Raw genomic sequence first — 21501 nt, 5'->3', positions numbered from 1 at the left:
GAGAACAGCATGAAAAAGACCGTCAACCACACCGCGGGGACCGCCACTGCCGTGGCTGCGAGCGCGGTGACCGCCACTGCTTTGGCTGTGTTCGTCAGGCAGTTCCTGCCCGACATCATGCGCTATCTGCGCATCCGCAGGATGTGAGGAGACAGACCGCATCCGTGTCGTGTGGACGAACTCCCGGACACCGCCGCGTTCTACGCCTCCGACCGGGCGAGCGCCATGGCCGCGACCGTGGTCGACATCAGCTGCGGCGCGGTCGTCGACGTAGCAGGCGCGAGCGCCCCAGCGGTCCGCTGCCGTCCCTGCGCGGCGTCGTCCAGAACGGCAGCGGACTGCCCCCGAACGGTGTACGCAGCCGTGCGGCGTCGGCGTGCCGGTCTCCCCGCCGCCGGGTCCCCGCCTGTAATGGTGCCGAACGGGCCCCGGCGGTCCGCCCCCGCATGAGCCGGGTGCCGCCCATTGGGCCCAGGGCGGTCGATTGCGGTCGGCCTGTGCCAGGACGGAGAGCGATGCACGAGATGTCCATCGCGGTGGCTGTCGTCGGTCAGGTGGAGCAGGCGGCGGCCGAGGCAGGCGGTGTCCTCGCGGTGAGGTCCGTACGCCTCCAGGTCGGCGAGCTCGCCGGCGTGGTCCCCGACGCCCTCTCCTTCTGCTTCGAACTGGCCTGTTCCGGGACAGTGCTGGAAGGTGCCGAGCTGGTCGCGGAGTCCGTGCCGGGCCGCGCCCGCTGCAAGCAGTGCGCGGAGGAATGGGCGGTCGGCATGCCCCCTCAGCTGTGCTGTCCGGAGTGCGGCGAGGCGAGTGCCGAACTGCTCTCCGGCCGTGAACTGCAGATCGTCAGCGTGCACTGGGACGACGGCCAGGCGCACGAACGCACCCGTGAACACATCTCCGAGGAGCGCTGAAGCATGTGCCGTGTGGTCGATCTGCAACAGGCGGTCCTCGCCAAGAACGACGCGACCGCCGACGCACTGCGCGCCGAACTCGCTGCCCGCGGCACCACGGTCGTCAATCTGCTGTCCAGCCCCGGCAGCGGGAAGACCGCCCTGCTGGAGGGCGAGCTGCTGCTCGCCCGGGCGCGGGGGGTACGGGTCGCGGCCCTGACCGCCGACCTCGCCACCGAGAACGACGCCGTACGCCTGGCCCGTTCAGGAGTCCCGGTCAAGCAGGTTCTGACCGACGGTCTGTGCCACCTGGAGGCCGGGATGCTGGGCCGGCACCTGGACGGGTGGCTGCCTGAGGACACCCGGCTGCTGTTCGTGGAGAACGTCGGCAACCTCGTCTGTCCGGCCTCGTACGACCTCGGGGAGTCCCTGAGAGTCGTGCTCGCCTCCGTGACGGAAGGGGAGGACAAGCCGCTGAAGTACCCCACCGCCTTCGGTCTGGCGCACCTGGTGGTGGTCACCAAGACCGACATCGCAGGCGCCGTCGAGTTCGACGAGGCGGCCTTCCGGGCGAACGTCGCACAGGTCAACCCGGGGGTGGAAGTGCTGCTGACCTCCACGCGACGGGGCGACGGGGTCGGCGCGTTGCTCGACCGGGCGACGGCTGTGGCCGACGGCGGGGCGGTCCACGCGCCTGTCATGGCCGGGCAGCAGAGTCTCCATCACCACGAACGCCGCAATGAACCCCGCACCGAACATTGCCACGAACACGGTGCGCCCACCGATGTGGCGGGCTCGGGCGCCATGGCGCAGTCCTGCTCGTGAGCGGTCCGCAGCCGGGCGTCGCCCTCGTCGAGGAGGCGGTGCAGCGCAGACGGGTCACCGTCCGGGGAGTGGTGCAAGGCGTCGGATTCCGGCCCTTCCTGTACGCACTCGCCACCGGGCTGGACCTGGTCGGCCATGTGACCAACACCGGTGAGGGTGTTGTCGCGGAAGTCGAAGGGGCACCCTCTGCCGTATCCCTGTTCTGCGACCGGATCTCCGCGGATGCGCCACCGCTCGCCCAGGTGGAGTCTGTTGACCATCGGGAGGTCCCCATCGCGGGCGGTGACGGGTTCATCATCGCCGGCTCCACGGCGGACGGGCCCGCGCGCACCCTGGTCTGCCCGGACATGGCCACCTGCGCCGCCTGTCTCGCGGAACTGGCCGATCCTGCCGACCGGCGCCACCGGCACCCATTCCTCACCTGTACGCACTGCGGTCCGCGCTTCACCATCGTGAGCGGCCTTCCGTACGACCGTTCCCACACAACCATGGCCGACTTCCCGATGTGTGCCGACTGCGCCCGGGAGTACGCCGATCCCGCCGACCGCCGCTTTCATGCGCAGCCCGTCGCCTGTCACGCCTGCGGCCCCCGCCTGCGGCTGCTCGTTACGCCACCGGACCCGGGCAGCACGCCCCGGCCCGTATCCGCCGCGGACCCCGTCGCCGAGGCGCGCAGGCTGCTGGCCCAAGGGGCGATCCTCGCCGTGAAGGGCCTCGGCGGCTACCACCTCGCCTGCGACGCCGCCAACTCCCGGGCGGTGGCCGCGCTGCGCCGCCGCAAGGCCCGCGGAGACAAGCCGTTCGCCCTGATGGCAAGGGGGACCGCCGACATCGAGCACCTCGTGCATCTGGGTCCCGAGGAGCGAAGCCTGCTGACGGGCGACGTCAGGCCCATCGTTCTGCTGCGCCGCCGTGCCGGTGCTCCGCCGGGGCCGGGGCCTTGGTGCCCCTCGGAGGAAGTCGCCCCGAGAAGCCCCAATCTCGGGGTGATGCTCCCTTACACCCCGCTGCACCATCTGCTGCTCGGCCTGCCCGGCGACACCGACGGGCCGCGTCTGCTCGTGATGACCAGCGGGAACGTGGCGGGGGAGCCGATCGTCACCGACGACGCCGACGCGCTGGCCCGGCTGGCGCACCTGGCCGACGCGTGGCTCACGCATGACCGCCGGATCCATGTGCCGTGCGACGACTCGGTGGTGCGGGTGTGCGACGGCGAGCTGCTGACGGTCCGCCGCGCCCGCGGCTACGCCCCCCTGCCCCTCGCACTGCCCGTACCCGTGCGGGCGGCCCTCGCCGTCGGGGGCGATCTGAAGAACGCCTTCTGTCTCGCCGAAGGTCGCAGGGCCTGGCTGTCCGCCCATATCGGAGACATGGACGACCTCTCCACACAGCATGCGTTCGAGCGCGCCGAAACGCAGCTGGAGTCGATCACCGGGGTGAAACCCGAGCTTCTTGCGGCCGACCGGCACCCCGGTTACCGCTCCGGACAGTGGGCCGCGCGGCACGCGGCCGCCCGGCCGGTCGTACGGGTCCAGCACCATCACGCCCATATCGCCGCCGCGATGGCCGAGCACGGACTGGACGGTGGCCGGCCCGTGATCGGGGTGGCGTTCGACGGCACCGGCTACGGTGACGACGGGGCGGTGTGGGGCGGGGAGATCCTGCTGGCGGACTACGCCGGGTTCACCCGCTTCGGGCACCTCGCCAACGCCCCACTGCCGGGAGGCGACGCCGCGGTGCGCCGGCCGTACCGCATGGCACTCGCACATCTGCGCGCGGCCGGCATCCCCTGGTCGCCGGACCTTCCGTGCACGGCCGCCTGTCCACCCGCCGAACTCCGGGTGCTGGAACGCCAGTTGGAGCGGGATCTCAACTGTGTGCCCACCTCCAGTATGGGGCGGCTCTTCGACGCTGTCTCCTCGTTGGCGGGCGTATGCCATCAGTCCGGCTACGAAGCCCAGGCAGCCATCGAGCTGGAGGCCGCCGCGCTGACCGCGCCAGGGGACAACGGCGTCGGCTACGCCTTCGCCGTCCGGCCTTCGGATGCGCGGGCCGGGGGAGCAATGACCGCCGACCCTGCACCCCTCCTGGAAGCAGTCGTCGACGACGTACGTACGGGCACGGGCTCGGCCCTCATCGCTGCGCGTTTCCACCGAGCGGTCACCGACCTCGTACGCGACTTCTGCGTCATGGCGCGAGAACAGCACGGGCTGGAGACGGTCGCCCTGACCGGCGGTGTGTTCGCCAACGCCCTGCTCTCCTCGGCGTGCGCACGGGCGCTGCGCGAGGACGGCTTCAACGTCCTGCGCCACCACCGGGTTCCTCCCAACGACGGGGGACTGGCGCTCGGCCAGCTGATGGTGGCCTCACATGCCGAGGTCCGGCGCCGAGGCAGCGATTGACGACGCGTCCCGGCAAGGCCGGGCGACGAAACACCGACAGCGAGGAGAGGCCCATGTGCCTGGCGGTACCCGGGAGAGTCCTGGACATCGAGGAACGCGACGGCACCCGTATGGCCAGCGTCGATTTCGGCGGCGTCGTCAAGGAGGTGTGTCTGGAGTATCTCCCGGACCTCCAGGTCGGCGAATACGCCATCGTCCACGTGGGGTTCGCCCTGCAGCGCCTGGACGAGGAGTCGGCCAAGCAGACACTCGAGCTCTTCGCCACGCTCGGGATGCTCCAGGAGGAATTCGGCGATCCGTGGGAACTGGCGGCGGAAGCCGGCGGATCCCCGCTGCCCGCCGACATCGACGTACCCGAGGAGGCACAGAAGTGAAGTACATCGACGAGTTCCAGGACCCCGACCTGGCGCGTCGCCTGCTCGACGACATCCACTCCACCGTGACCAGACCGTGGGCACTGATGGAGGTCTGCGGGGGACAGACACACACCATCATCCGGCACGGCATCGACCAGTTGCTCCCTGAGCAGGTGGAACTGATCCATGGGCCGGGCTGTCCGGTGTGCGTCACCCCGCTGGAAGTCATCGACAAGGCGCTGGAGATCGCCTCCCGCCCCGAGGTGATCTTCTGCTCCTTCGGCGACATGCTCCGAGTGCCGGGTACGGGGCGCGATCTGTTCCAGGTCCGCAGCGAAGGCGGCGATGTACGGGTCGTCTACTCACCGCTCGACGCCCTGAGGATCGCCCAGCAGAACCCGGGGCGGGAGGTGGTGTTCTTCGGCATCGGATTCGAGACGACCGCCCCGCCCAATGCCATGACGGTGTATCAGGCGCGCAGGCTGGGCATCTCGAACTTCAGCCTGCTGGTGTCCCATGTCCGGGTGCCCCCGGCGATCGAGGCGATCATGCAGTCCCCGAGCTGCCGGGTGCAGGCCTTCCTCGCGGCCGGGCACGTGTGCAGCGTGATGGGTGTCGCGGAGTACCCGGAGCTGGCCGAACGGTTCCGCGTGCCGATCGTCGTGACCGGCTTCGAACCTCTCGACATCCTCGAGGGCGTGCGGCGGACCGTCCGGCAGCTGGAGCGCGGTGAACACACCGTCGACAACGCCTACCCGCGCGCCGTCCGCTCCGAGGGAAACCTCGCCGCCCAGGCGATGCTGGCGGATGTCTTCGAGGTCACCGACCGCGCCTGGCGCGGCATCGGAACGATCCCCGACAGCGGCTGGCGGCTGTCCCCGCGCTACCGGGACTACGACGCCGAGTACCGCTTCTCGGTCACCGGCATCCAGACCCGGGAACCGGCCGAGTGCCGAAGCGGCGCGGTGCTGCAAGGTCTGCTGAAGCCTCATGAGTGCGAGGCGTTCGGCACGCTCTGCACGCCCCGTAATCCGCTCGGCGCCACGATGGTCTCCAGCGAGGGCGCGTGCGCCGCGTACTACCTCTACCGGCGGCTGGACCTTACGAACGCATCGCGGGAGGCGAGCCCCGTTGTCTGACACCACTGAAGTACCGCAGATCAACGCGCCGTTGAACGGCACCGCCGCGCAGAACGCCGTACCGCGGGCCGCCGCGCCGCAGGTGCCGGACCTCATGGAGTGGACCTGTCCTGCACCCTTGCGTGACCAGAGCCGTGTGGTGATGGGACACGGCGGTGGCGGCGCGCTCTCCGCAGAACTCGTCCAGCACATTTTCGCGCCGGCCTTCGGTGGAGAGGTGCTCGGGCAGCTGGGCGACTCCGCGGTGGTACCGCTCGGCGGAGTCCGGCTGGCGTTCTCCACCGACTCCTTCGTGGTACGGCCGCTGTTCTTCCCCGGCGGCAGTATCGGCGACCTGGCTGTCAACGGCACGGTCAACGACCTCGCCATGAGCGGCGCCCGCGCCGCCTATCTCTCCTGCGGGTTCATCCTGGAGGAAGGCGTCGAGCTCTCGGTGGTCTCACGCGTGGCGGATGCGCTCGGTTCGGCCGCGCGCACCGCGGGGGTCGAGGTGGTGACGGGCGACACCAAGGTGGTCGAAGCCGGCCACGGTGACGGGATCTTCATCAACACCGCGGGGATCGGCATCATCCCGACCGGCGTCGATCTGCGCCCGCAGCGTGTCGTCCCGGGCGATGTCGTGATCGTCAGCGGCGACATCGGTGTCCACGGTGTCGCGATCATGAGCGTCCGCGAGGGCCTGGAGTTCGGCGTGGAGGTCGAGAGCGATTGCGCGGCGCTCGGCGGCCTGGTGGAAGCCATGCTCGCGGTCACCCCGGACCTGCATGTGCTGCGCGATCCCACGCGCGGAGGTCTGGCAGCCGCCCTGAACGAGATCGCGGTGGCCTCCGGCACCGGAGTCGCCATCCAGGAGCGCAATGTCCCCGTCCCGCCACCCGTGGCCAACGCCTGCGCCATCCTGGGGCTGGACCCGATGTACGTCGCCAACGAGGGCAAGCTGGTGGCCTTCGTGCCGCGCCGGCACGCGGACGCCGTCCTGGACGCCATGCGCTCGCACCCTCTGGGCGCTGACGCCAGGGTGATCGGCGAAGCCGTGGAGGCGCACCCCGGCATGGTGGTGGCGCGCACCGGACTCGGCGGCACGCGGGTGGTGGATCTGCCGATCGGGGAGCAGTTGCCGCGGATCTGCTGAAGCCGGAGGGCGGACATGGACGGGCGCTCCGGCAGTAGCTGCTGCCGGAGCGCTGGAGCCAAGCCCGGGTGAGTACGCCACCGAGGAGCGCTCTGCCTCCCTGTCCATCAGCAGGCGACGTTGAACTATGCGGCGGCAGCGACCGGCACCGGCGCGTCCGCCCGCTCCGTCAGCGCCTCCAGCTGTTTGATCTTGCGGCGCACGACATACAGCGGGATCACTCCGAAGACCCCGAACGACATGTCGATGACCGACCACCACAGGGGGATCCCCCGGATCGGGCCGCAGATCAGGGCGAGCGGGATGATGCCCGCGCAGGCGATCATGCCGAACTCGATGACCCAGATGTTGCGTACGGGATCACGATACGGCCCGTAGAAGGCGACCGCGATGACGAGATGGGCGAAGGCGAGCCAGTCGGTGCCGTACAGCACGAAGGGGTACTCCTCATCGGTGGCGTCCAGCCCGGCCCGCACCCGCTGGATCCACTCGAAGAACGCCGGGAGCCGGCCGTCGAGTCCCGCGGACTTCAACAGATCCTCCGCCCAGGGCAGTTCGTGCACCAGCGGGAAGGCGGTCAGCCCGCTCAGCACCAGGCAGACGATGAAGGCGGCCAACCACACGCGTATGCGCCGCAAGAGGGCACTTCGTTCGCTCATGCCCGCAGCGTACCCTTGTGTTGAACGTGTTCAAAACTGGCCCTGCAAGGAAGGTCAGCCCGTGGAGGGGCCGCTCCAGTCGGCTGCCACGTGGGCGATGCGTACGCGCTGCGGATGGTCGCCGACCGCTACTGACGCGACCTTCTTGCCGGTGGCGAAGTCGATCGCGGTGACGCGGTCGGCGCCGCTCTCGGAGATGACGCAGGATGCGCCGTCGCCGCTCACGGTCGCCCAGTACGGTTTCGAGGCGGTCACCAGTGGCCCCTCCTGGAGCGAGCTCCGGTCGACGATCGTCGCGTAGTCGTCCATCGTCCCGGCGACGCACAGCTTGTCGCCCGCGGCGTTCATCGACAGGCCATGGTGACGGGAGTCGTTGACCCATGTGGTGCGGTCTTCACTGGTCGCGGGGTTCTTGGGCAGTGTCTTCACCCGGGTGATCCGGTCGGAGGCGACGTCGTACTCGAGGAAGCCGTTGAAGTAGGAGACCTGGAAGTAGAGCGTGGACTGCTCCGGGGTGAAGGTGACGGGCCGGACCGCGTCCGACAAGTCCTTGCGGCCGAAGGCGTCGAGCCGCGGGCGCATGTCGATGACCTTCACCTGTTTGAAGGTGGTCGCGTCGACGACGGTGATGCGCCGGTCACCCTTCGTCCAGTCCATCGCTGGATCGTCAAGGGCGGTGTTGACCTCGCCGATCGACATGTTCCACAGATACTTGCCGCCGTCGGTGAAGACGTTCTCGTGCGGCTTGTCCCCGGTCTTGAACGATCCGAGCTGCTTGCCGGTCCGGATGTCGAGCACATGGACGGTGTTGGAGGTGGAGGCCGAGACGGCGACGCGTGTGCCGTCGGGGGACACGGCCATGTGGTCCGAGCGATATCCGGATACGGGGAAGCGCCAGTTCATCCGGCCGGTGGCGAGGTCGATCGACACGACGTCGGCGAAGCTCGGGCGGGAGACGACCATGGCCGAGCCGTCGGGCGTGGAGTACATGTCGTCGACGAACTGGTCGTGTCCCTCACCGGGGCCGTTGCGGATGCCGAGGAAGTAGATGAGCTTGACCGGGTTGAGAGAGATCTCCGCGAGCCGCTGATCCTTGTCCGGTATGACGTTGACACGGCCGATCCTGGCGAAGTCGCCGCGGGATGCGATGACGTCGGCGGTGCCGTCCCAGTTGTTGCCCACGAACATCACCTCCTTGAGCCCGGCGGCACCGGCCTGGCCGATGGCACCTGCCTGGGCGGTGGTGCCGGGCGTTGCCCGGGGCGCGGCAGGCGCGGTGGACGCGGCGGCCGCCGCCACGGAACCTGCGACGGCCATGGTGAAGGCGGTGGCGAGAGCGCTGAGCGTGCGCAGGGACATCGTCGGTCCTTCCGTGGGGGGCGGCTCGGGCCTCGTAGCAAGGGGGAGTGGTGCGCGTGGTGCTGAAGTCGTGTTGGAGCGTGACGAGTTGTCCAATCTGAATACGCGTCCGTTCAGATTGGCTACTGGAAGGTAACGAGAGGCGGGTTGCTCCACAAGGCTCACGACACGAGAAAATGGGGCGGACCGACGAGGGAGGGCCATTGGCGGGCAGGCTCAGACAACCGACCGGCCGTTACGCGGGCAGGTCCGCCGAGGAACGGCAGGCCGAGCGGCGTCAGCGGTTCCTTGACGCCGGACTCCAGCTCTTCGGCGACAGCCCGGGCTACCGTGCCACGACCGTGGCCGCGTTGAGCGAGGCCGCGGGGCTGTCCACCCGTCAGTTCTATGAGGAGTTCCGCACCCTTGAGGACGTGCTTGCCGCGGTGCACCTGCAGGTCAACGACTGGGCGGAGGAGGCTGCCCTGGCTGCGCTCGCCGAGGTCGACGGCCTGCCGATCGCAGACCGCGCCGCGGCGGCCTTCCGTGCCTATGCCGCCAACGTCACCGGCGACCCACGCCGTATCCGGATCACGTTCGTCGAGATCATCGGTGTCAGCCCGCGGCTGGAGGAGCAGCGTCTGGCCCGCCGCTCCCGCTGGGTGGATCTCATCTGCGCCGAGGCCGCGGCGGCGGTCGAGCGCGGTGAGGCCGCGCCTCGTGACTATCGGGTGGCCGCGGCAGCCTTCATCGGAAGTGTGAACGGCCTCCTGCACGACTGGCGGGCCGGCTGGGTGGATGCGACGCTCGATCAGGTCGTCGACGAGCTTGTGTTGTTGCTGCTGGGCATCATCCGCCCGGCCGGCCAGTGGCCGTCGGGATAGCACGCGATGGTGCCGAGGGGTTACCGGGACGGGCCGGATCCGTCGCTCCCGGACAGCGGATGAGGCTCCGCCGCGGTGGCGATGATACGAGCCACCTCCGCACCCGTCGTGAGTGCACGGGGGTCGGTCGCGGCCCGGCAGCGGCCGAGCGCCGGGTCGTACGTCATCCCGATGACTCCGTCATGATCGGTATCCGGCTCATCGAGATGCACAGGCCAGTTCCGTGCCCGCAGGGCGAGGTGGAGCTCACGTGAGTGGTGGCCGGCGACCACGGAGTCGGCCGACCCGTGAACGAGTCGGCCGACCCGTGAACGAGTCGGACGGGCACCGGCGACACGGACGTCGCGGCAAGATCGTGAAGGGGAATGGACGCAGTGCTGCGGGCGGGCCGGTCGTAGCCGCCGGCGATGCCGACCACCGCGGCGGGGCGCGGTCCGTCCGTCAGATCCGGGCGCAGGGCCATGGCGATCGCGGCGCCCGCTCCGGCCGACCAACCGGCCACGACGATGTGCCCCGCGTCCGCGCCGTGGGCCGCGGCGTTGTCCCGTACGTAGCGAAGTGACGCCATGAGATGGGAACGGCCGCCGTCGGGCGCGTCCGAGCGCCAGTCGGGGACGAAGACGGTCCTGCCGTGTGAGGCAATCTGCTCGGCCAGTGCGGCCATGACGTCCCGCTCGTCGGGACCGACCCCGTGCCAGAGCAGTACGCATGGCGTCGGCGTCCGCTGCCCTGCGGGCCGGTACACATCGAGGTACTTGCTCGCCGAATCGTCCGCGAATACATACGGCACGGTGTGCGCTTCGATTGTCTGCATTGGCCACCCCCAGGATTCCGGACCGAGCCTAACGAAGGGGCGCCCCGAGGTTTCTGCGGAATCGGTGGTGGTGAACGTGAGGTGGGCACGGCTGAATCCGGCAGTGGCTGATGCGCGGCTCCTTGACCGCGGGTCGGGCCTCCACGATGCTGTTGTTGCGACACGTGAGATGCGTGCCGTAATGAGCAACGCTTGCCCCATGGGTTCGTAACAGTCGAGGAGTGGCCATGACTCACCAGGTCCGTGCTGTTGTCGCGCGAGCAAAGGGCGCCCCCGTCAGCCTGGAGACGATCATCGTGCCTGATCCCGGCCCGGGGGAGGTGCTGGTGAATGTCGAGGCCTGCGGGGTCTGCCACACCGATCTGCACTACCGCGAGGGCGGCATCAGCGACGACTTCCCCTTCCTGCTCGGCCATGAGGCGGCGGGCCGGGTCGAGGCGGTCGGCGAGGGCGTCACCGAGGTCGGACCCGGCGACTTCGTCATCCTGAATTGGCGTGCGGTCTGCGGGCAGTGCCGGTCCTGTCTGCGCGGGCGGCCCTGGTACTGCTTCAACACGCACAACGCCAAGCAGAAGATGACGCTGGCCGACGGCACCGAGCTGTCGCCCGCCCTCGGTATCGGCGCCTTCGCCGAGAAGACGCTGGTGGCGGCCGGGCAGTGCACCAAGGTCGACGAGCGGGCCTCGGCCGCCGTCGCAGGGCTCCTGGGCTGCGGTGTGATGGCGGGCATCGGTGCCGCGATCAACACCGGCGGCGTCGGGCGCGGCGATTCCGTCGCCGTCATCGGCTGCGGCGGCGTCGGCGACGCAGCTATCGCCGGATCCCGGCTCGCGGGCGCGGCGAAGATCATCGCAGTGGACATCGACGACCGGAAGCTGGCCACCGCGAAGAAGATCGGCGCCACCCACACCGTCAACTCCAAGGAGACCGATCCGGTGGAGGCGGTGCGCGAACTGACCGGCGGCTTCGGCGCGGACGTGGTCATCGAGGCCGTCGGCCGCCCGGAGACGTACGAACAGGCCTTCTACGCCCGTGATCTTGCCGGGACCGTCGTTCTGGTCGGGGTGCCGACCCCGCAGATGAAGCTGGAACTGCCGCTGCTGGACGTCTTCGGGCGCGGTGGCGCGCTCAAGTCGTCCTGGTACGGGGACTGCCTCCCGAGCCGTGACTTCCCGATGCTGATCGATCTCCATCTGCAGGGGCGGCTGGATCTCGATGCGTTCGTGACCGAGACCATCGCGCTCGACGACGTCGAGAAGGCCTTCGAGCGGATGCACCACGGTGACGTGCTGCGCTCGGTGGTGCAGTTCTGATGAACCCACGGAACTGCAGGATCGATCACCTGGTCACCTCCGGCACCTTCTCGCTCGACGGCGGCACCTGGGACGTCGACAACAACGTGTGGATCGTCGGCGACGACGAGGAGGCCATCGTCATCGACGCCGCGCATGACGCGGAGGCCATTGTGGCCGCGCTCGGGGACCGTACGCTCCGCGCGATCGTCTGCACGCACGCCCACAACGACCACATCGACGCGGCCCCGGCGCTCGCCGAGCGGACCGGCGCGCCGATTCTGCTGCACCCGGACGACCTGCCGCTGTGGAAACAGACCCACCCGGATCGCGCTCCCGATGCCGAACTGGCCGACGGCCAGGTCATCACGGTGGCGGGTGCCGAGCTGACGGTGCTGCACACCCCAGGCCACGCCCCCGGAGCGGTCTGCCTGTACGCGCCGGGCCTGAAGGCACTCTTCAGCGGTGACACGCTCTTCGCGGGCGGGCCGGGGGCGACGGGGCGCTCGTACAGTCATTTCGGCACCATCATCGAGTCGATCCGGGACCGGCTGCTGGCGCTGCCTGGCGACACCGTCGTGCACACCGGCCACGGGGACACGACCACCATCGCCGCGGAGGCCCCGCATCTGCAGGAGTGGATCGACCGGGGGCACTGACCCTCCGAGGCCGACTCGCGGAGGCCTCCGGTCAGCACTCGATGACGTTGACCGCGAGGCCTCCGCGTGAGGTCTCCTTGTACTTCACCTTCATGTCGGCGCCGGTCTCGCGCATGGTCTTGATGACCTTGTCCAGCGAGACCACATGGCTGCCGTCGCCGTGCAGCGCCATCCGTGCCGCATTGATCGCCTTGACGGAGGCGATCGCGTTCCGCTCGATGCAGGGGATCTGGACCAGGCCTCCGACCGGATCGCAGGTCAGGCCGAGATTGTGCTCCATGCCGATCTCGGCCGCGTTCTCGACCTGCTCCGGCGTGCCACCGAGCGCCTCGGCGAGACCGGCGGCCGCCATGGAGCAGGCGGACCCGACCTCGCCCTGGCAGCCCACCTCCGCCCCGGAGATCGATGCGTTCTCCTTGAACAGTGCCCCCACCGCGCCGGCGGCGAGCAGAAAGCGGACGACTCCGTCGTCGTCGGCTCCGGGAACGAAGCGGGTGTAGTAATGGAGCACCGCAGGCACGATCCCGGCCGCTCCGTTGGTGGGCGCCGTCACGATGCGGCCGCCCGAGGCGTTCTCCTCGTTCACGGCCAGGGCGAAGAGATTGACCCAGTCCATGATCTTCAGCGGGTCCTCGGGCTGCGCGTCCTCGGTGAGGGAGCGCAGCAGCTGCGGAGCGCGGCGTGGCACCTTCAGCGCCCCCGGCAGGGTGGCCTCCGTCCGCGAGCAGCCGCGCTCGACGCACTCCTGCATCACGGTCCAGATCCGCAGCAGACCGGCCCGCACCTCGCTCTCGCCGCGCCAGGACAGTTCGTTGGCGAGCATCACTCCGCTCAGCGACTGGCCGGACTCGTAGGCGCGCAGCAGCAGTTCGGACGCGGAGCCGAAGGGCAGGCGTACGGGTGTGTCGTCGGGCTTGATCCGGTCGGCTCCGGTCGCGCTCTCGTCGACGACGAAGCCGCCGCCCACCGAGTAGTACGTACGTGACCTCAGCTCGCCGCCGTCCTGGTCCAGGGCCTGGAACTGCATGCCGTTGGGGTGGAAGGGAAGGGTGCGGCGGCGGTGCAGCACCAGGTGCTCGCGCTCGCGGAAGTCCACTTCCCTGACGCCCAGGAGTCGCAGCCGGCCCATCGCGCGGATCCGGCGCACCCGGTCGTCCACGGTGTCGGTGTCGACGGTCTCGGGGTCCTCGCCCTCCAGGCCGAGGAGTACCGCCTTGTCGCTGCCGTGACCGTGACCGGTGGCGCCGAGCGACCCGAAGAGCTCTGCCCGTACCGAGTGGGTGTGGGACAGCAGTCCGTCCTCGTCCAGTGCGGTGACGAAGAGACGGGCGGCCTTCATCGGCCCCACGGTGTGCGAGCTGGAAGGCCCGATACCTACTTTGAACAGGTCGAAGACGCTGATCGCCACGTCGTTCCTTCCGGACGGGAAGTTGTGTAGTACGCACAGCGTTGCGTAAAAAGCAACGGGGAACAAGGGGTCGGAGTGTCCGGGCGATGCCTTGACAAGGATTTGGGGGCGCCCCAAACTGTTGTTGCGCTTACCGCAATCCGTTTCGCTATATGCACCGAGGTGTCATGATGATTCCCGCGTGCCGTCTCGTGGATCTGCCGCGAGGCGAGGCCATCCGGCTCGACATCGATCCGCCCGTCTCGGTGTTCCACACCGATGACGGCGAGGTCTTCGCCATCGACGACACTTGCACCCACCAGGATGCGTCGCTCGCTGACGGCTGGCTGGAGGGGTGCGAGGTCGAATGCCCGCTGCACGCCTCGAAGTTCGACCTCCGTACCGGAGCCGTCGACTCGCCGCCGGCCAAGCTCCCGGTCCGCACTCACCAGGTCCTGATCGAGGACGGCATGATCTACGTGCAGCCGTCCACGGCGGCCCCGAATCTGCCCCCCTGCGTCGCGTCGCGGCTCGCCGGAGGTCTCGCGTGAGGACCGTGGCCGTGGTCGGCGCCTCGCTCGCCGGACTGTCGGCCGCACGCTCACTGCGCAAACAGGGCTACGACGGTCGGCTCGTCGTGATCGGTGACGAGCCGCACCGTCCGTACGACAGGCCGCCGTTGTCCAAGGAGTTCCTCGCCGGCAAGATCGGCGAAGTGGATCTCGCGCTGGAGGCGGAGGGCGAGGACCTGCGCGCGGAGTGGCTGCTCGGCGTGCGAGCCGCGGGATTCGACCGTGGCGACCGCGCGGTGCGGCTCGCCGACGGCCGGTCCGTCCGGGCCGACGGGGTCGTCATCGCCACGGGCGCGACCGCGCGCATGCTGCCGGGCGGCGAGGGCCTCGCCGGGGTGCATACACTGCGCACCCTGGACGACGCCCGCGCCCTGCGGGCCGACCTCGCCCTGGGCGGGCGGCTGGTGGTGATCGGCGGCGGGTTCATCGGCGCCGAGGTCGCCTCGACCGCGTACGGCATGGGGCTTGATGTGACGGTCGTCGAGGCCGCGCGGACGCCGCTGGCCGGCCCGCTCGGTGAGGTCATGGGAGGCGTTGTCTCCACGCTCCATGCGGACCACGGCGTGCGCCTGCTGTGCGGCGTCGGCGTCAAGGGGCTGAGCGGCCAGACCCGCGTCGAGGCGGTCTTGCTCGAGGACGGCCGCAGCATCCCGGCCGACACCGTCGTCGTAGGCGTGGGCGCCCGTCCCTGCGTCGAGTGGCTGGACGGCAGCGGCGTCGAACTGGAAGACGGCGTCAAGTGCGGCGTGGACGGTCGCACCAGCGTGGCCGGTGTGGTCGCGGTCGGAGACTGCGCCTCCTGGTACGACCCTTACGCCGGGATCCACCGTCGCGTCGAGCACTGGACCGGAGCACGGGAGCGGCCCGACGCGGCCGTGGCCACGCTGCTGTCCGGGGGTGCGGCAACGCCGGCGGCGCCCAAGCCTCCGTACTTCTGGTCCGACCAGTACGGCGTACGGATCCAGTTCGCCGGTCATTCCGCCGGGGCCGACAGCGTGACGGTCGAGGAGGGTCTGCCGGACGAGCGCAGCTTCCTGGCGGTCTACCGGCGGTCGGGCCATCCGGTCGCGGTCCTCGGGATGAACCAGCCGCGCCTGTTCACCCGCTGGCGCAAGCAGCTCGCTGCCGCCACCCTCTGACGCCGCTTGTGCGGCTCACGCGCTACTGCTCAGCACGCCATTCATTGCATACCGCAGAGCGCCGCTCGGACTTCCTGGTCCCCGGCGCCACGACCGACCGACGACGTCACCCCGCGAGGAGTGCCCTGTGACCTCGACCAGCCTGCCGGACAGCCTGATCGCCACGCTCCCCGGCTCCTATTACACAGATCCCGGGATCTTCGCCCAGGAGCAGGAGCACATCTTCGAGGCGATGTGGTTCTGCGCCGCACGCTCCACCGACCTGGCCAAGCCCGGCGCCTTCAAGACCGTCGACGTGGGTCGCGAGAGCATCCTCATCACCCGGGCCCGGGACAACTCCGTCCGTGCCTACTTCAATGTCTGCCGGCACCGCGGCGCCAAGCTCTGCACGGAGGAGAGCGGCGAGGTCAAGCGTGCCTTCCAGTGCCCGTACCACGCGTGGACGTACGACCTGACGGGCAAACTCGTCGCGGCGCCCAACCTCACGAAGATGCCCGACGTCGGCCGTACCGAATACGGCCTGGCGAGTGTGGCCACTCGCGAATGGCTGGGCTATGTCTGGGTCTGTCTGGCGGAGAACCCGCCCTCCTTCGAGGAACAGGTCGTCGGCGAGGTCGTCGCACGGCTCGGCGACGTGGAGTCGATCGAGCGCTACGACATGGACAACCTCGAGGTCGGCAGACGGATCGTCTACGACGTCAAGGCGAACTGGAAGCTCATCATCGAGAACTTCATGGAGTGCTACCACTGCGCCACGATCCACCCGGAACTCACCGAGGTCCTGCCGGAGTTCGCCGACGGCTACGCCGCCCAGTACTACGTCGGCCACGGCGCCGAGTTCGGCGCGGAGATCAAGGGCTTCACCGTGGACGGCTCCGAAGGCCTGGACCGTATCCCCGGGGTCCTGGAGGAGCAGGACCGCCGCTACTACGCGATCACCGTCAGGCCGCAGGTATTCATCAATCTCGTCCCCGACCACGTGATCTTCCACCGGATGTACCCGGTCGCCGCCGACCGCACGATCGTCGAGTGCGACTGGCTCTATCTCAAGGACGTGGTGGACAGCGGCAGGGACGTCAGCCGGTCCGTGGAGCTCTTCGACCGGGTCAACCGGCAGGACTTCGACGCCTGCGAGCGCTGCCAGCCCGCGATGAGCTCCCGCCTGTACGCCAAGGGCGGCGTACTGGTGCCCAGCGAGCACCACATCGGCGCGTTCCACGACTGGATCCTCGAGCGGCTCGGCACCCAGCAGCCGCAGTAGCAGCAACGACGGCGGGCAGGGCACCGCGAGAGCAGCCGGTGGCAAGATCCAAACGACAGGCGCTAGGGGCAAGACCTGGGCCGCCGCGATCCCCGCGGTGACCCACGCCCTGCGCTTGGCGCACGACCGGACGGCCGTGCACGGTCCAGCGGCTCCGCCTTGGCGGGGAGCGCGCGGGGTCAGCCCAGGTAGCCCATCCGGTGACTGATCTCTTCCGCGCCCTGGATCAGGACCGGGGCCAGCTCGCTCATGCGTTCCTCGGTCAGCCGGTACGAGGGCCCCGAGGCACTGAGCGCGGCGATGACATCTCCGTCCCGGGAGCGGATCGGCGCGGCCATGGCGTGCAGCCCGATCTCCAGTTCCTCCAGGGTCCAGGCGTAGCCGCGTTCTCTGGCGTCGGCGAGGTTCTTCTCGAGCTTCGTCTTCGCGGTCAGGGTGTTCGGGGTCACCTTCTTCAGGCCGGACTGCGACAGCAGGTCGGCGCGCTCCTTGGCGGGCATGTGGGCCAGCAGGATCTTGCCGCTGGAGGTGGCGTGCAGCGGGGTCAGCTGGCCGACCCAGTTGTGCGCCGCGACCGCCGCCGGGCCGCGCACCTGGAAGAGGTTGATCGCGAAGTGCTCCTGCATGACGGCGATGTTGACGGTCTCGCCGATCTCCTCTGCGAGGCGCTCACAGACGGGGCGGCCCTGCTGAGTGATGTCGATGCGGCCCGTGACCGCGCCGGCCAGGCGCACGATGCCGAAGCCGAGGCGGTATTTGCCGCGCTCGCCCGCCTGTTCCACCAGGCCGCGCGCCTCCAGCGCGCCGAGCAGGCGGAATGCGGTGGATTTGTGGACCTCGATCTCTGCTGCCACGTCGCTGACGCCCACTTCACCGTGCTGGGCCAGGATTTCCAGCACGCTGATGGCGCGGTCGACGGACTGGACCCCGCCTGTCTGCGAACCGGTCGTTTCGGTATCTGGACTGTAGTTGCTCACAGCGAAACTATACGCGCAGTAATCAACGACTGCGTGGAGAACCTGTGAGGCCATAAGTTGCGTGGCTCGCAACCTGGTGCGTATAGCGCTACTCGTATTAGCATGCCACGCGTATCGAACGGCGCGATCGAGACGAGGCAGCCATGGCTCCCCTGCAGTACGACTTCGTCATCGTCGGCGGCGGATCGGCCGGCAGCGCACTGGCGAACCGGCTCTCCGCTGATCCGGGCAACCGCGTGCTGGTGCTGGAGGCCGGCCGGCCCGACTATCCGTGGGATGTGTTCATTCACATGCCCGCGGCGCTGACCTACCCCATCGGCAGCCGCTTCTACGACTGGAAGTACGAATCGGAGCCCGAGCCCCACATGGGCGGCCGGCGCGTCTACCACGCCCGCGGCAAGGTGCTCGGCGGTTCCAGCAGCATCAACGGCATGATCTTCCAGCGCGGCAACCCCATGGACTACGAGCGGTGGGCGGCCGACCCGGGCATGGAGACCTGGGACTACGCCCACTGTCTGCCGTACTTCCAGCGGATGGAGAACTGTCTGGCGGCCGACCCCGACGACGAGTTCCGCGGCCACGACGGCCCCCTCGTCCTCGAACGCGGCCCGGCCTCCAGCCCGCTCTTCCCCGCCTTCCTCGAGGCCGTCCAGGAAGCCGGCTACCCCCGCACCGACGACGTCAACGGCTACCGGCAGGAAGGCTTCGCCCCCTTCGACCGCAATGTTCATCGCGGACGCCGGCTGTCTGCCTCGAAGGCGTACCTCAAGCCCGTGAAGCGGCGCCCGAACCTCACCGTCAAGACCCGGGCACTCGTCACCCGCGTGATCTTCGAAGGCAAGCGCGCCGTCGGTGTCGAGTACCGGCGCGGCCGCGGCAAGCCCCAGCAGGTCCGCGCCGGCGAGGTCATCCTCTGCGGTGGTGCGATCAACTCCCCGCAGCTGCTGCAGCTCTCCGGTGTCGGCAACGCCGAGGAACTGAGCGCGCTCGGCATCGACGTCGTCCACGACCTCCCCGGCGTCGGCGAGAACCTCCAGGACCACCTCGAGGTGTACGTCCAGTACGGCTGCAAGCAGCCGGTCTCCATGCAGCCGTACATGGCCAAGTGGCGAGCCCCGTTCATCGGCCTGCAGTGGCTTTTCCGCAAGGGCCCGGCCGCGACCAACCACTTCGAGGCAGGCGGCTTCGCCCGCAGCAACGAGGACGTGGACTACCCCAACCTGATGTTCCACTTCCTGCCCATCGCGGTCCGCTACGACGGCTCCTCGCCGTCGGGCGGGCACGGCTACCAGGTGCACGTCGGACCCATGTACTCCGACGCCATCGGCTCCGTGAAGATCAAGAGCAAGGACCCCCGCGAGCACCCGGCGCTGCGCTTCAACTACCTGTCCACCGAACAGGACCGCCGCGAGTGGGTCGAGGCGATCCGGGTGACCCGCAAGCTCCTCAACCAGCCCGCGCTCGCCCCGTACAACGACGGCGAGATCTCCCCCGGACCGGCCGTGGAGAGCGACGAGGATATTCTGTCCTGGGTCGCGAAAGAGGGTGAGACGGCCCTGCACCCCTCCTGCACCTGCAAGATGGGCACCGACGAGATGGCCGTGGTCGACCCGGAGAGCATGCGGGTGCACGGCGTGGAGGGGCTGCGCGTCGTGGACGCTTCCGTGATGCCGTACGTCACCAACGGGAACATCTACGCGCCGGTGATGATGATCGCCGAGAAGGCCGCCGACCTCATCCTCGGCAAGAACCCGCTGCCGCCGTCGAAGGCCACGTACTACCGGCACCGCGACGCTGCCAGATGACCGTGCTCCGTTCACTGCTGCACCAGGTCCGCTACGAGGTGCTCCCCGCCAAGGCGACGCAGGACAAGGTGCTCGCCCATGTGCCGCGCGACGTGGTGGTCACGGTCACCGCGTCGCCGGTCAAGGGCCTCGAGCCGACCCTCGACCTCGCCACCAGGCTGGCGGCGCACGGCTACCGCGTCGTGCCGCACGTGCCCGCGCGGCTGCTGCGGGACGGCGCCCACGTGGCGGAGGTCGTCCACCGGCTGCGCGAGGCAGGGGTGGACGACGTCTTCGTACCCGCTGGGGACGCCGATGCTCCCGCCGGCCCGTACGAGGGCGCGCTGCCCGTGCTGCGGCGGCTCAGCGAGCTGGGCAGCCCCTTCGCGAGGGTCGGCATCACCGGCTACCCGGAGAGTCATCCGCTCATCGACGACGACATCACCATCCAGGCGATGCGCGAGAAACATGCCCATGCCACGTATATCGTCAGCAACTTGTGCTTCGACTCGCGTGTGCTGGGGGAGTGGGTGACGCGGGTGCGGCGGCGCGATGTGACGCTGCCGGTGCACGTGGGTGTGGCCGGGCCCGTCGAGCGCACGAAGCTGCTGGCGATGGCGGCGAAGATCGGTGTGGGGGAGTCGACGCGCTTCCTGGCCCGGCACGCGTCCTGGTTCGTACGCTTCGCGACGCCGGGCGGCTATGCGCCGGAACGGCTGCTGAGGCGCAGTGCGCCCGTGCTGACGGCGCCGGGGGCGGCGGTGGCGGGTCTGCACCTGTTCACGTTCAACCAGATCGCGGAGACGGAGCGGTGGCGCCGGCGGATGCTGGAGCGGCTGGGGGGTTGTTAGCCCCCACCCCGCCCTCCCCCAGAGCTGCTCCGGGGGAGGGCGGGCAGGGGAACAAGCCCGCCCCCCGATTGCGTACCGCTCAGCGGAAGACCACCGTACGGTTCCCGTCCACCATGACCCGGCTCTCGCTGTGCCACTTCACCGCATGCGCCAGCACCTGCGCCTCCACGTCCCGTCCGACCGTGACCAGCTCGTCCGGGTCGAGCGAGTGATCCACGCGGACCACGTCCTGCTCGATGATCTGCCCCTCGTCCAGGTCCGGCGTCACATAGTGCGCCGTGGCGCCGACGAGCTTCACGCCGCGGTCGTATGCCTGTCCGTACGGGCGTGCGCCCTTGAAGCTGGGCAGGAAGGAGTGGTGGATGTTGATGGCCCGGCCCTCGAGCTGCTTGCACAGGTCGTCGGAGAGGATCTGCATGTAGCGGGCGAGCACCACCAGATCGATGTCCAGGTCGCGCACCAGCTCCAGAAGGCGTGCCTCGGCGTCGGACTTGGTGGCCCTGGTCACCGGGATGTGGTGGAACGGAATGCCGTAGGTCCCGGCCAGCTCCTCGAACTCCTCGTGGTTGGAGACGATGGCCGGTACTTCGATGTTGAGCGCGCCGGTGCGCAGACGGAAGAGCAGGTCGTTCAGGCAGTGGCCGAACTTGGACACCATGATCAGCGTACGGGTCGGGGTCGAGGCGTCCCGCAGCGTCCACGAGATCCGGTAGGCCTCGGCGACGGGTCCGAATCGGTCACGCAGATTTTTCACGTCGGTGTCCGGGTCGGACACATCGAAGTGGACTCTCATGAAGAAACGGCCCTGAAGTCGATCATCGAACTGCTGGCTCTCCAGGATGTTGCCGGAGTTCCTGACCAGATAGCCGCTCACGGCGTGAACCAGTCCGGCCTGGTCCGGGCACGAGAGCGTGAGGACGTATTCACGGCCAGGTTGCGGTCGAGGGGACATTCGCGGCCTCCGTTGGTGCGTATTGCACAACACGGTGAGTGATACGCAACATGGTCAGTCCCTCGGGGCCCGCGGTCAAGAGAGTCGGGGCAACTGACCCCCGGGGTGGAATCCGCCCGTCTCGCCCTCTTGACGTGGGTCACACGTTCGGGCCAGTGTGTTCCACCACAAGCAATGCGGTGCATGAT

At 69.2% G+C, this 21501-nt stretch carries 22 protein-coding genes; 15 read left to right on the top strand and 7 right to left on the bottom strand.

Translation table 11 applies throughout. The features are described from left to right. The first annotated feature begins 9 nt into the window (after positions 1 to 9). The 7 genes from OG729_RS03000 to hypE all read left to right on the top strand — a co-directional run bounded on the left by OG729_RS03000 (position 10) and on the right by hypE (position 6744). A complete protein-coding gene (locus OG729_RS03000; protein WP_405804096.1) occupies positions 10 to 147 on the top strand; it encodes a DUF6893 family small protein in 138 nt (45 codons plus the stop codon). Positions 148 to 515: 368 nt separating this feature from the next. Beyond that, entirely contained in the window at positions 516 to 911 is a 396-nt protein-coding gene (gene hypA / locus OG729_RS02995) for a hydrogenase maturation nickel metallochaperone HypA (RefSeq protein ID WP_405804094.1), read from the top strand. Positions 912 to 914: 3 nt separating this feature from the next. Then, positions 915 to 1715 carry a hydrogenase nickel incorporation protein HypB gene (hypB, locus tag OG729_RS02990; protein WP_405804093.1) on the top strand — a complete coding sequence of 267 codons (801 nt, stop codon included), beginning with the start codon at positions 915 to 917 and terminating at the stop codon, positions 1713 to 1715. Next, positions 1712 to 4117, top strand: a complete 2406-nt coding sequence (gene hypF / locus OG729_RS02985; RefSeq protein ID WP_405804092.1) for a carbamoyltransferase HypF — start codon at positions 1712 to 1714, stop codon at positions 4115 to 4117. Before hypB ends, hypF begins: the two co-directional genes overlap by 4 nt. Before the next feature lie 53 nt (positions 4118 to 4170). After that, positions 4171 to 4491, top strand: a complete 321-nt coding sequence (locus OG729_RS02980) for a HypC/HybG/HupF family hydrogenase formation chaperone (protein WP_405804091.1) — start codon at positions 4171 to 4173, stop codon at positions 4489 to 4491. Continuing rightward, the gene (gene hypD, locus OG729_RS02975; protein WP_360864824.1) at positions 4488 to 5612 is read left to right on the top strand and encodes a hydrogenase formation protein HypD; all 1125 of its coding nucleotides are present in this window, start codon (positions 4488 to 4490) and stop codon (positions 5610 to 5612) included. Before OG729_RS02980 ends, hypD begins: the two co-directional genes overlap by 4 nt. 94 nt (positions 5613 to 5706) lie before the next feature. Then, positions 5707 to 6744 (top strand): hydrogenase expression/formation protein HypE, encoded by a 1038-nt coding sequence (gene hypE, locus OG729_RS02970; protein ID WP_405811023.1) that lies wholly within the window; start codon positions 5707 to 5709, stop codon positions 6742 to 6744. A 125-nt stretch (positions 6745 to 6869) separates the two neighbouring features. On the opposite strand, the gene OG729_RS02965 is transcribed toward hypE, so the two are convergent. Beyond that, on the bottom strand, positions 6870 to 7403 hold the full coding sequence (locus OG729_RS02965; protein ID WP_405804090.1) for a hypothetical protein: 534 nt from the start codon (positions 7401 to 7403) through the stop codon (positions 6870 to 6872). Positions 7404 to 7457: 54 nt separating this feature from the next. Continuing rightward, positions 7458 to 8762, bottom strand: coding sequence for a YncE family protein (locus tag OG729_RS02960; protein WP_405804088.1), 1305 nt, complete (start codon positions 8760 to 8762; stop codon positions 7458 to 7460). Positions 8763 to 8965: 203 nt separating this feature from the next. Between OG729_RS02960 and OG729_RS02955 the strand changes: the two genes are divergently transcribed. Next, positions 8966 to 9625: a TetR/AcrR family transcriptional regulator gene (locus tag OG729_RS02955; RefSeq protein ID WP_405804086.1), complete on the top strand. Its 660-nt coding sequence runs from the start codon at positions 8966 to 8968 to the stop codon at positions 9623 to 9625. Between the two features lie 20 nt (positions 9626 to 9645). Here OG729_RS02955 and OG729_RS02950 read toward each other — a convergent pair whose 3' ends face one another. After that, positions 9646 to 9792 (bottom strand): hypothetical protein, encoded by a 147-nt coding sequence (locus OG729_RS02950; protein ID WP_405804084.1) that lies wholly within the window; start codon positions 9790 to 9792, stop codon positions 9646 to 9648. Then, the gene (locus OG729_RS02945) at positions 9789 to 10439 is read right to left on the bottom strand and encodes an alpha/beta hydrolase fold domain-containing protein (protein WP_405804082.1); all 651 of its coding nucleotides are present in this window, start codon (positions 10437 to 10439) and stop codon (positions 9789 to 9791) included. The genes OG729_RS02950 and OG729_RS02945 overlap by 4 nt, the downstream gene beginning before the upstream one ends. 227 nt (positions 10440 to 10666) lie before the next feature. Between OG729_RS02945 and OG729_RS02940 the strand changes: the two genes are divergently transcribed. Further along, positions 10667 to 11752: an S-(hydroxymethyl)mycothiol dehydrogenase gene (locus OG729_RS02940; protein ID WP_360864811.1), complete on the top strand. Its 1086-nt coding sequence runs from the start codon at positions 10667 to 10669 to the stop codon at positions 11750 to 11752. Then, entirely contained in the window at positions 11752 to 12390 is a 639-nt protein-coding gene (locus OG729_RS02935; protein WP_405804080.1) for an MBL fold metallo-hydrolase, read from the top strand. Before OG729_RS02940 ends, OG729_RS02935 begins: the two co-directional genes overlap by 1 nt. Positions 12391 to 12421: 31 nt before the next feature. On the opposite strand, the gene OG729_RS02930 is transcribed toward OG729_RS02935, so the two are convergent. Further along, entirely contained in the window at positions 12422 to 13798 is a 1377-nt protein-coding gene (locus OG729_RS02930) for an L-serine ammonia-lyase (RefSeq protein ID WP_405804078.1), read from the bottom strand. A 167-nt stretch (positions 13799 to 13965) separates the two neighbouring features. Here OG729_RS02930 and OG729_RS02925 point away from each other — a divergent pair, with 167 nt between their 5' ends. From OG729_RS02925 to OG729_RS02915, 3 genes are all read left to right on the top strand, one after another. Beyond that, positions 13966 to 14328 (top strand): bifunctional 3-phenylpropionate/cinnamic acid dioxygenase ferredoxin subunit, encoded by a 363-nt coding sequence (locus OG729_RS02925; RefSeq protein ID WP_360864803.1) that lies wholly within the window; start codon positions 13966 to 13968, stop codon positions 14326 to 14328. Continuing rightward, the gene (locus OG729_RS02920; protein ID WP_405804075.1) at positions 14325 to 15488 is read left to right on the top strand and encodes an NAD(P)/FAD-dependent oxidoreductase; all 1164 of its coding nucleotides are present in this window, start codon (positions 14325 to 14327) and stop codon (positions 15486 to 15488) included. The genes OG729_RS02925 and OG729_RS02920 overlap by 4 nt, the downstream gene beginning before the upstream one ends. A gap of 127 nt (positions 15489 to 15615) precedes the next feature. Next, positions 15616 to 16749 (top strand): aromatic ring-hydroxylating dioxygenase subunit alpha, encoded by a 1134-nt coding sequence (locus tag OG729_RS02915; RefSeq protein ID WP_360864798.1) that lies wholly within the window; start codon positions 15616 to 15618, stop codon positions 16747 to 16749. Positions 16750 to 16928: 179 nt separating this feature from the next. Here the strand turns inward: OG729_RS02915 and OG729_RS02910 are convergent, their stop codons facing one another. Continuing rightward, a complete protein-coding gene (locus OG729_RS02910) occupies positions 16929 to 17726 on the bottom strand; it encodes an IclR family transcriptional regulator (RefSeq protein WP_360864795.1) in 798 nt (265 codons plus the stop codon). A 143-nt stretch (positions 17727 to 17869) separates the two neighbouring features. On the opposite strand from OG729_RS02910, the gene betA reads away from it, so the two are divergent. Together betA and OG729_RS02900 are read left to right on the top strand one after the other, a co-directional pair. Then, positions 17870 to 19531 (top strand): choline dehydrogenase, encoded by a 1662-nt coding sequence (gene betA / locus OG729_RS02905; protein WP_360864793.1) that lies wholly within the window; start codon positions 17870 to 17872, stop codon positions 19529 to 19531. Further along, positions 19528 to 20361 carry a 5,10-methylenetetrahydrofolate reductase gene (locus OG729_RS02900; protein ID WP_405804072.1) on the top strand — a complete coding sequence of 278 codons (834 nt, stop codon included), beginning with the start codon at positions 19528 to 19530 and terminating at the stop codon, positions 20359 to 20361. The genes betA and OG729_RS02900 overlap by 4 nt, the downstream gene beginning before the upstream one ends. Before the next feature lie 79 nt (positions 20362 to 20440). Here OG729_RS02900 and purU read toward each other — a convergent pair whose 3' ends face one another. Beyond that, complete coding sequence (gene purU, locus OG729_RS02895; RefSeq protein ID WP_405804070.1) at positions 20441 to 21313, bottom strand: formyltetrahydrofolate deformylase; 873 nt, start codon at positions 21311 to 21313, stop codon at positions 20441 to 20443. Positions 21314 to 21501: the final 188 nt, after the last annotated feature.

It is taken from the genome of Streptomyces sp. NBC_00210 (assembly GCF_045160975.1).
Lineage (GTDB): Bacteria > Actinomycetota > Actinomycetes > Streptomycetales > Streptomycetaceae > Streptomyces.
Note: the sequence above shows the minus strand (reverse complement) of the source record. Positions and strands in the feature narration are given on the sequence as shown.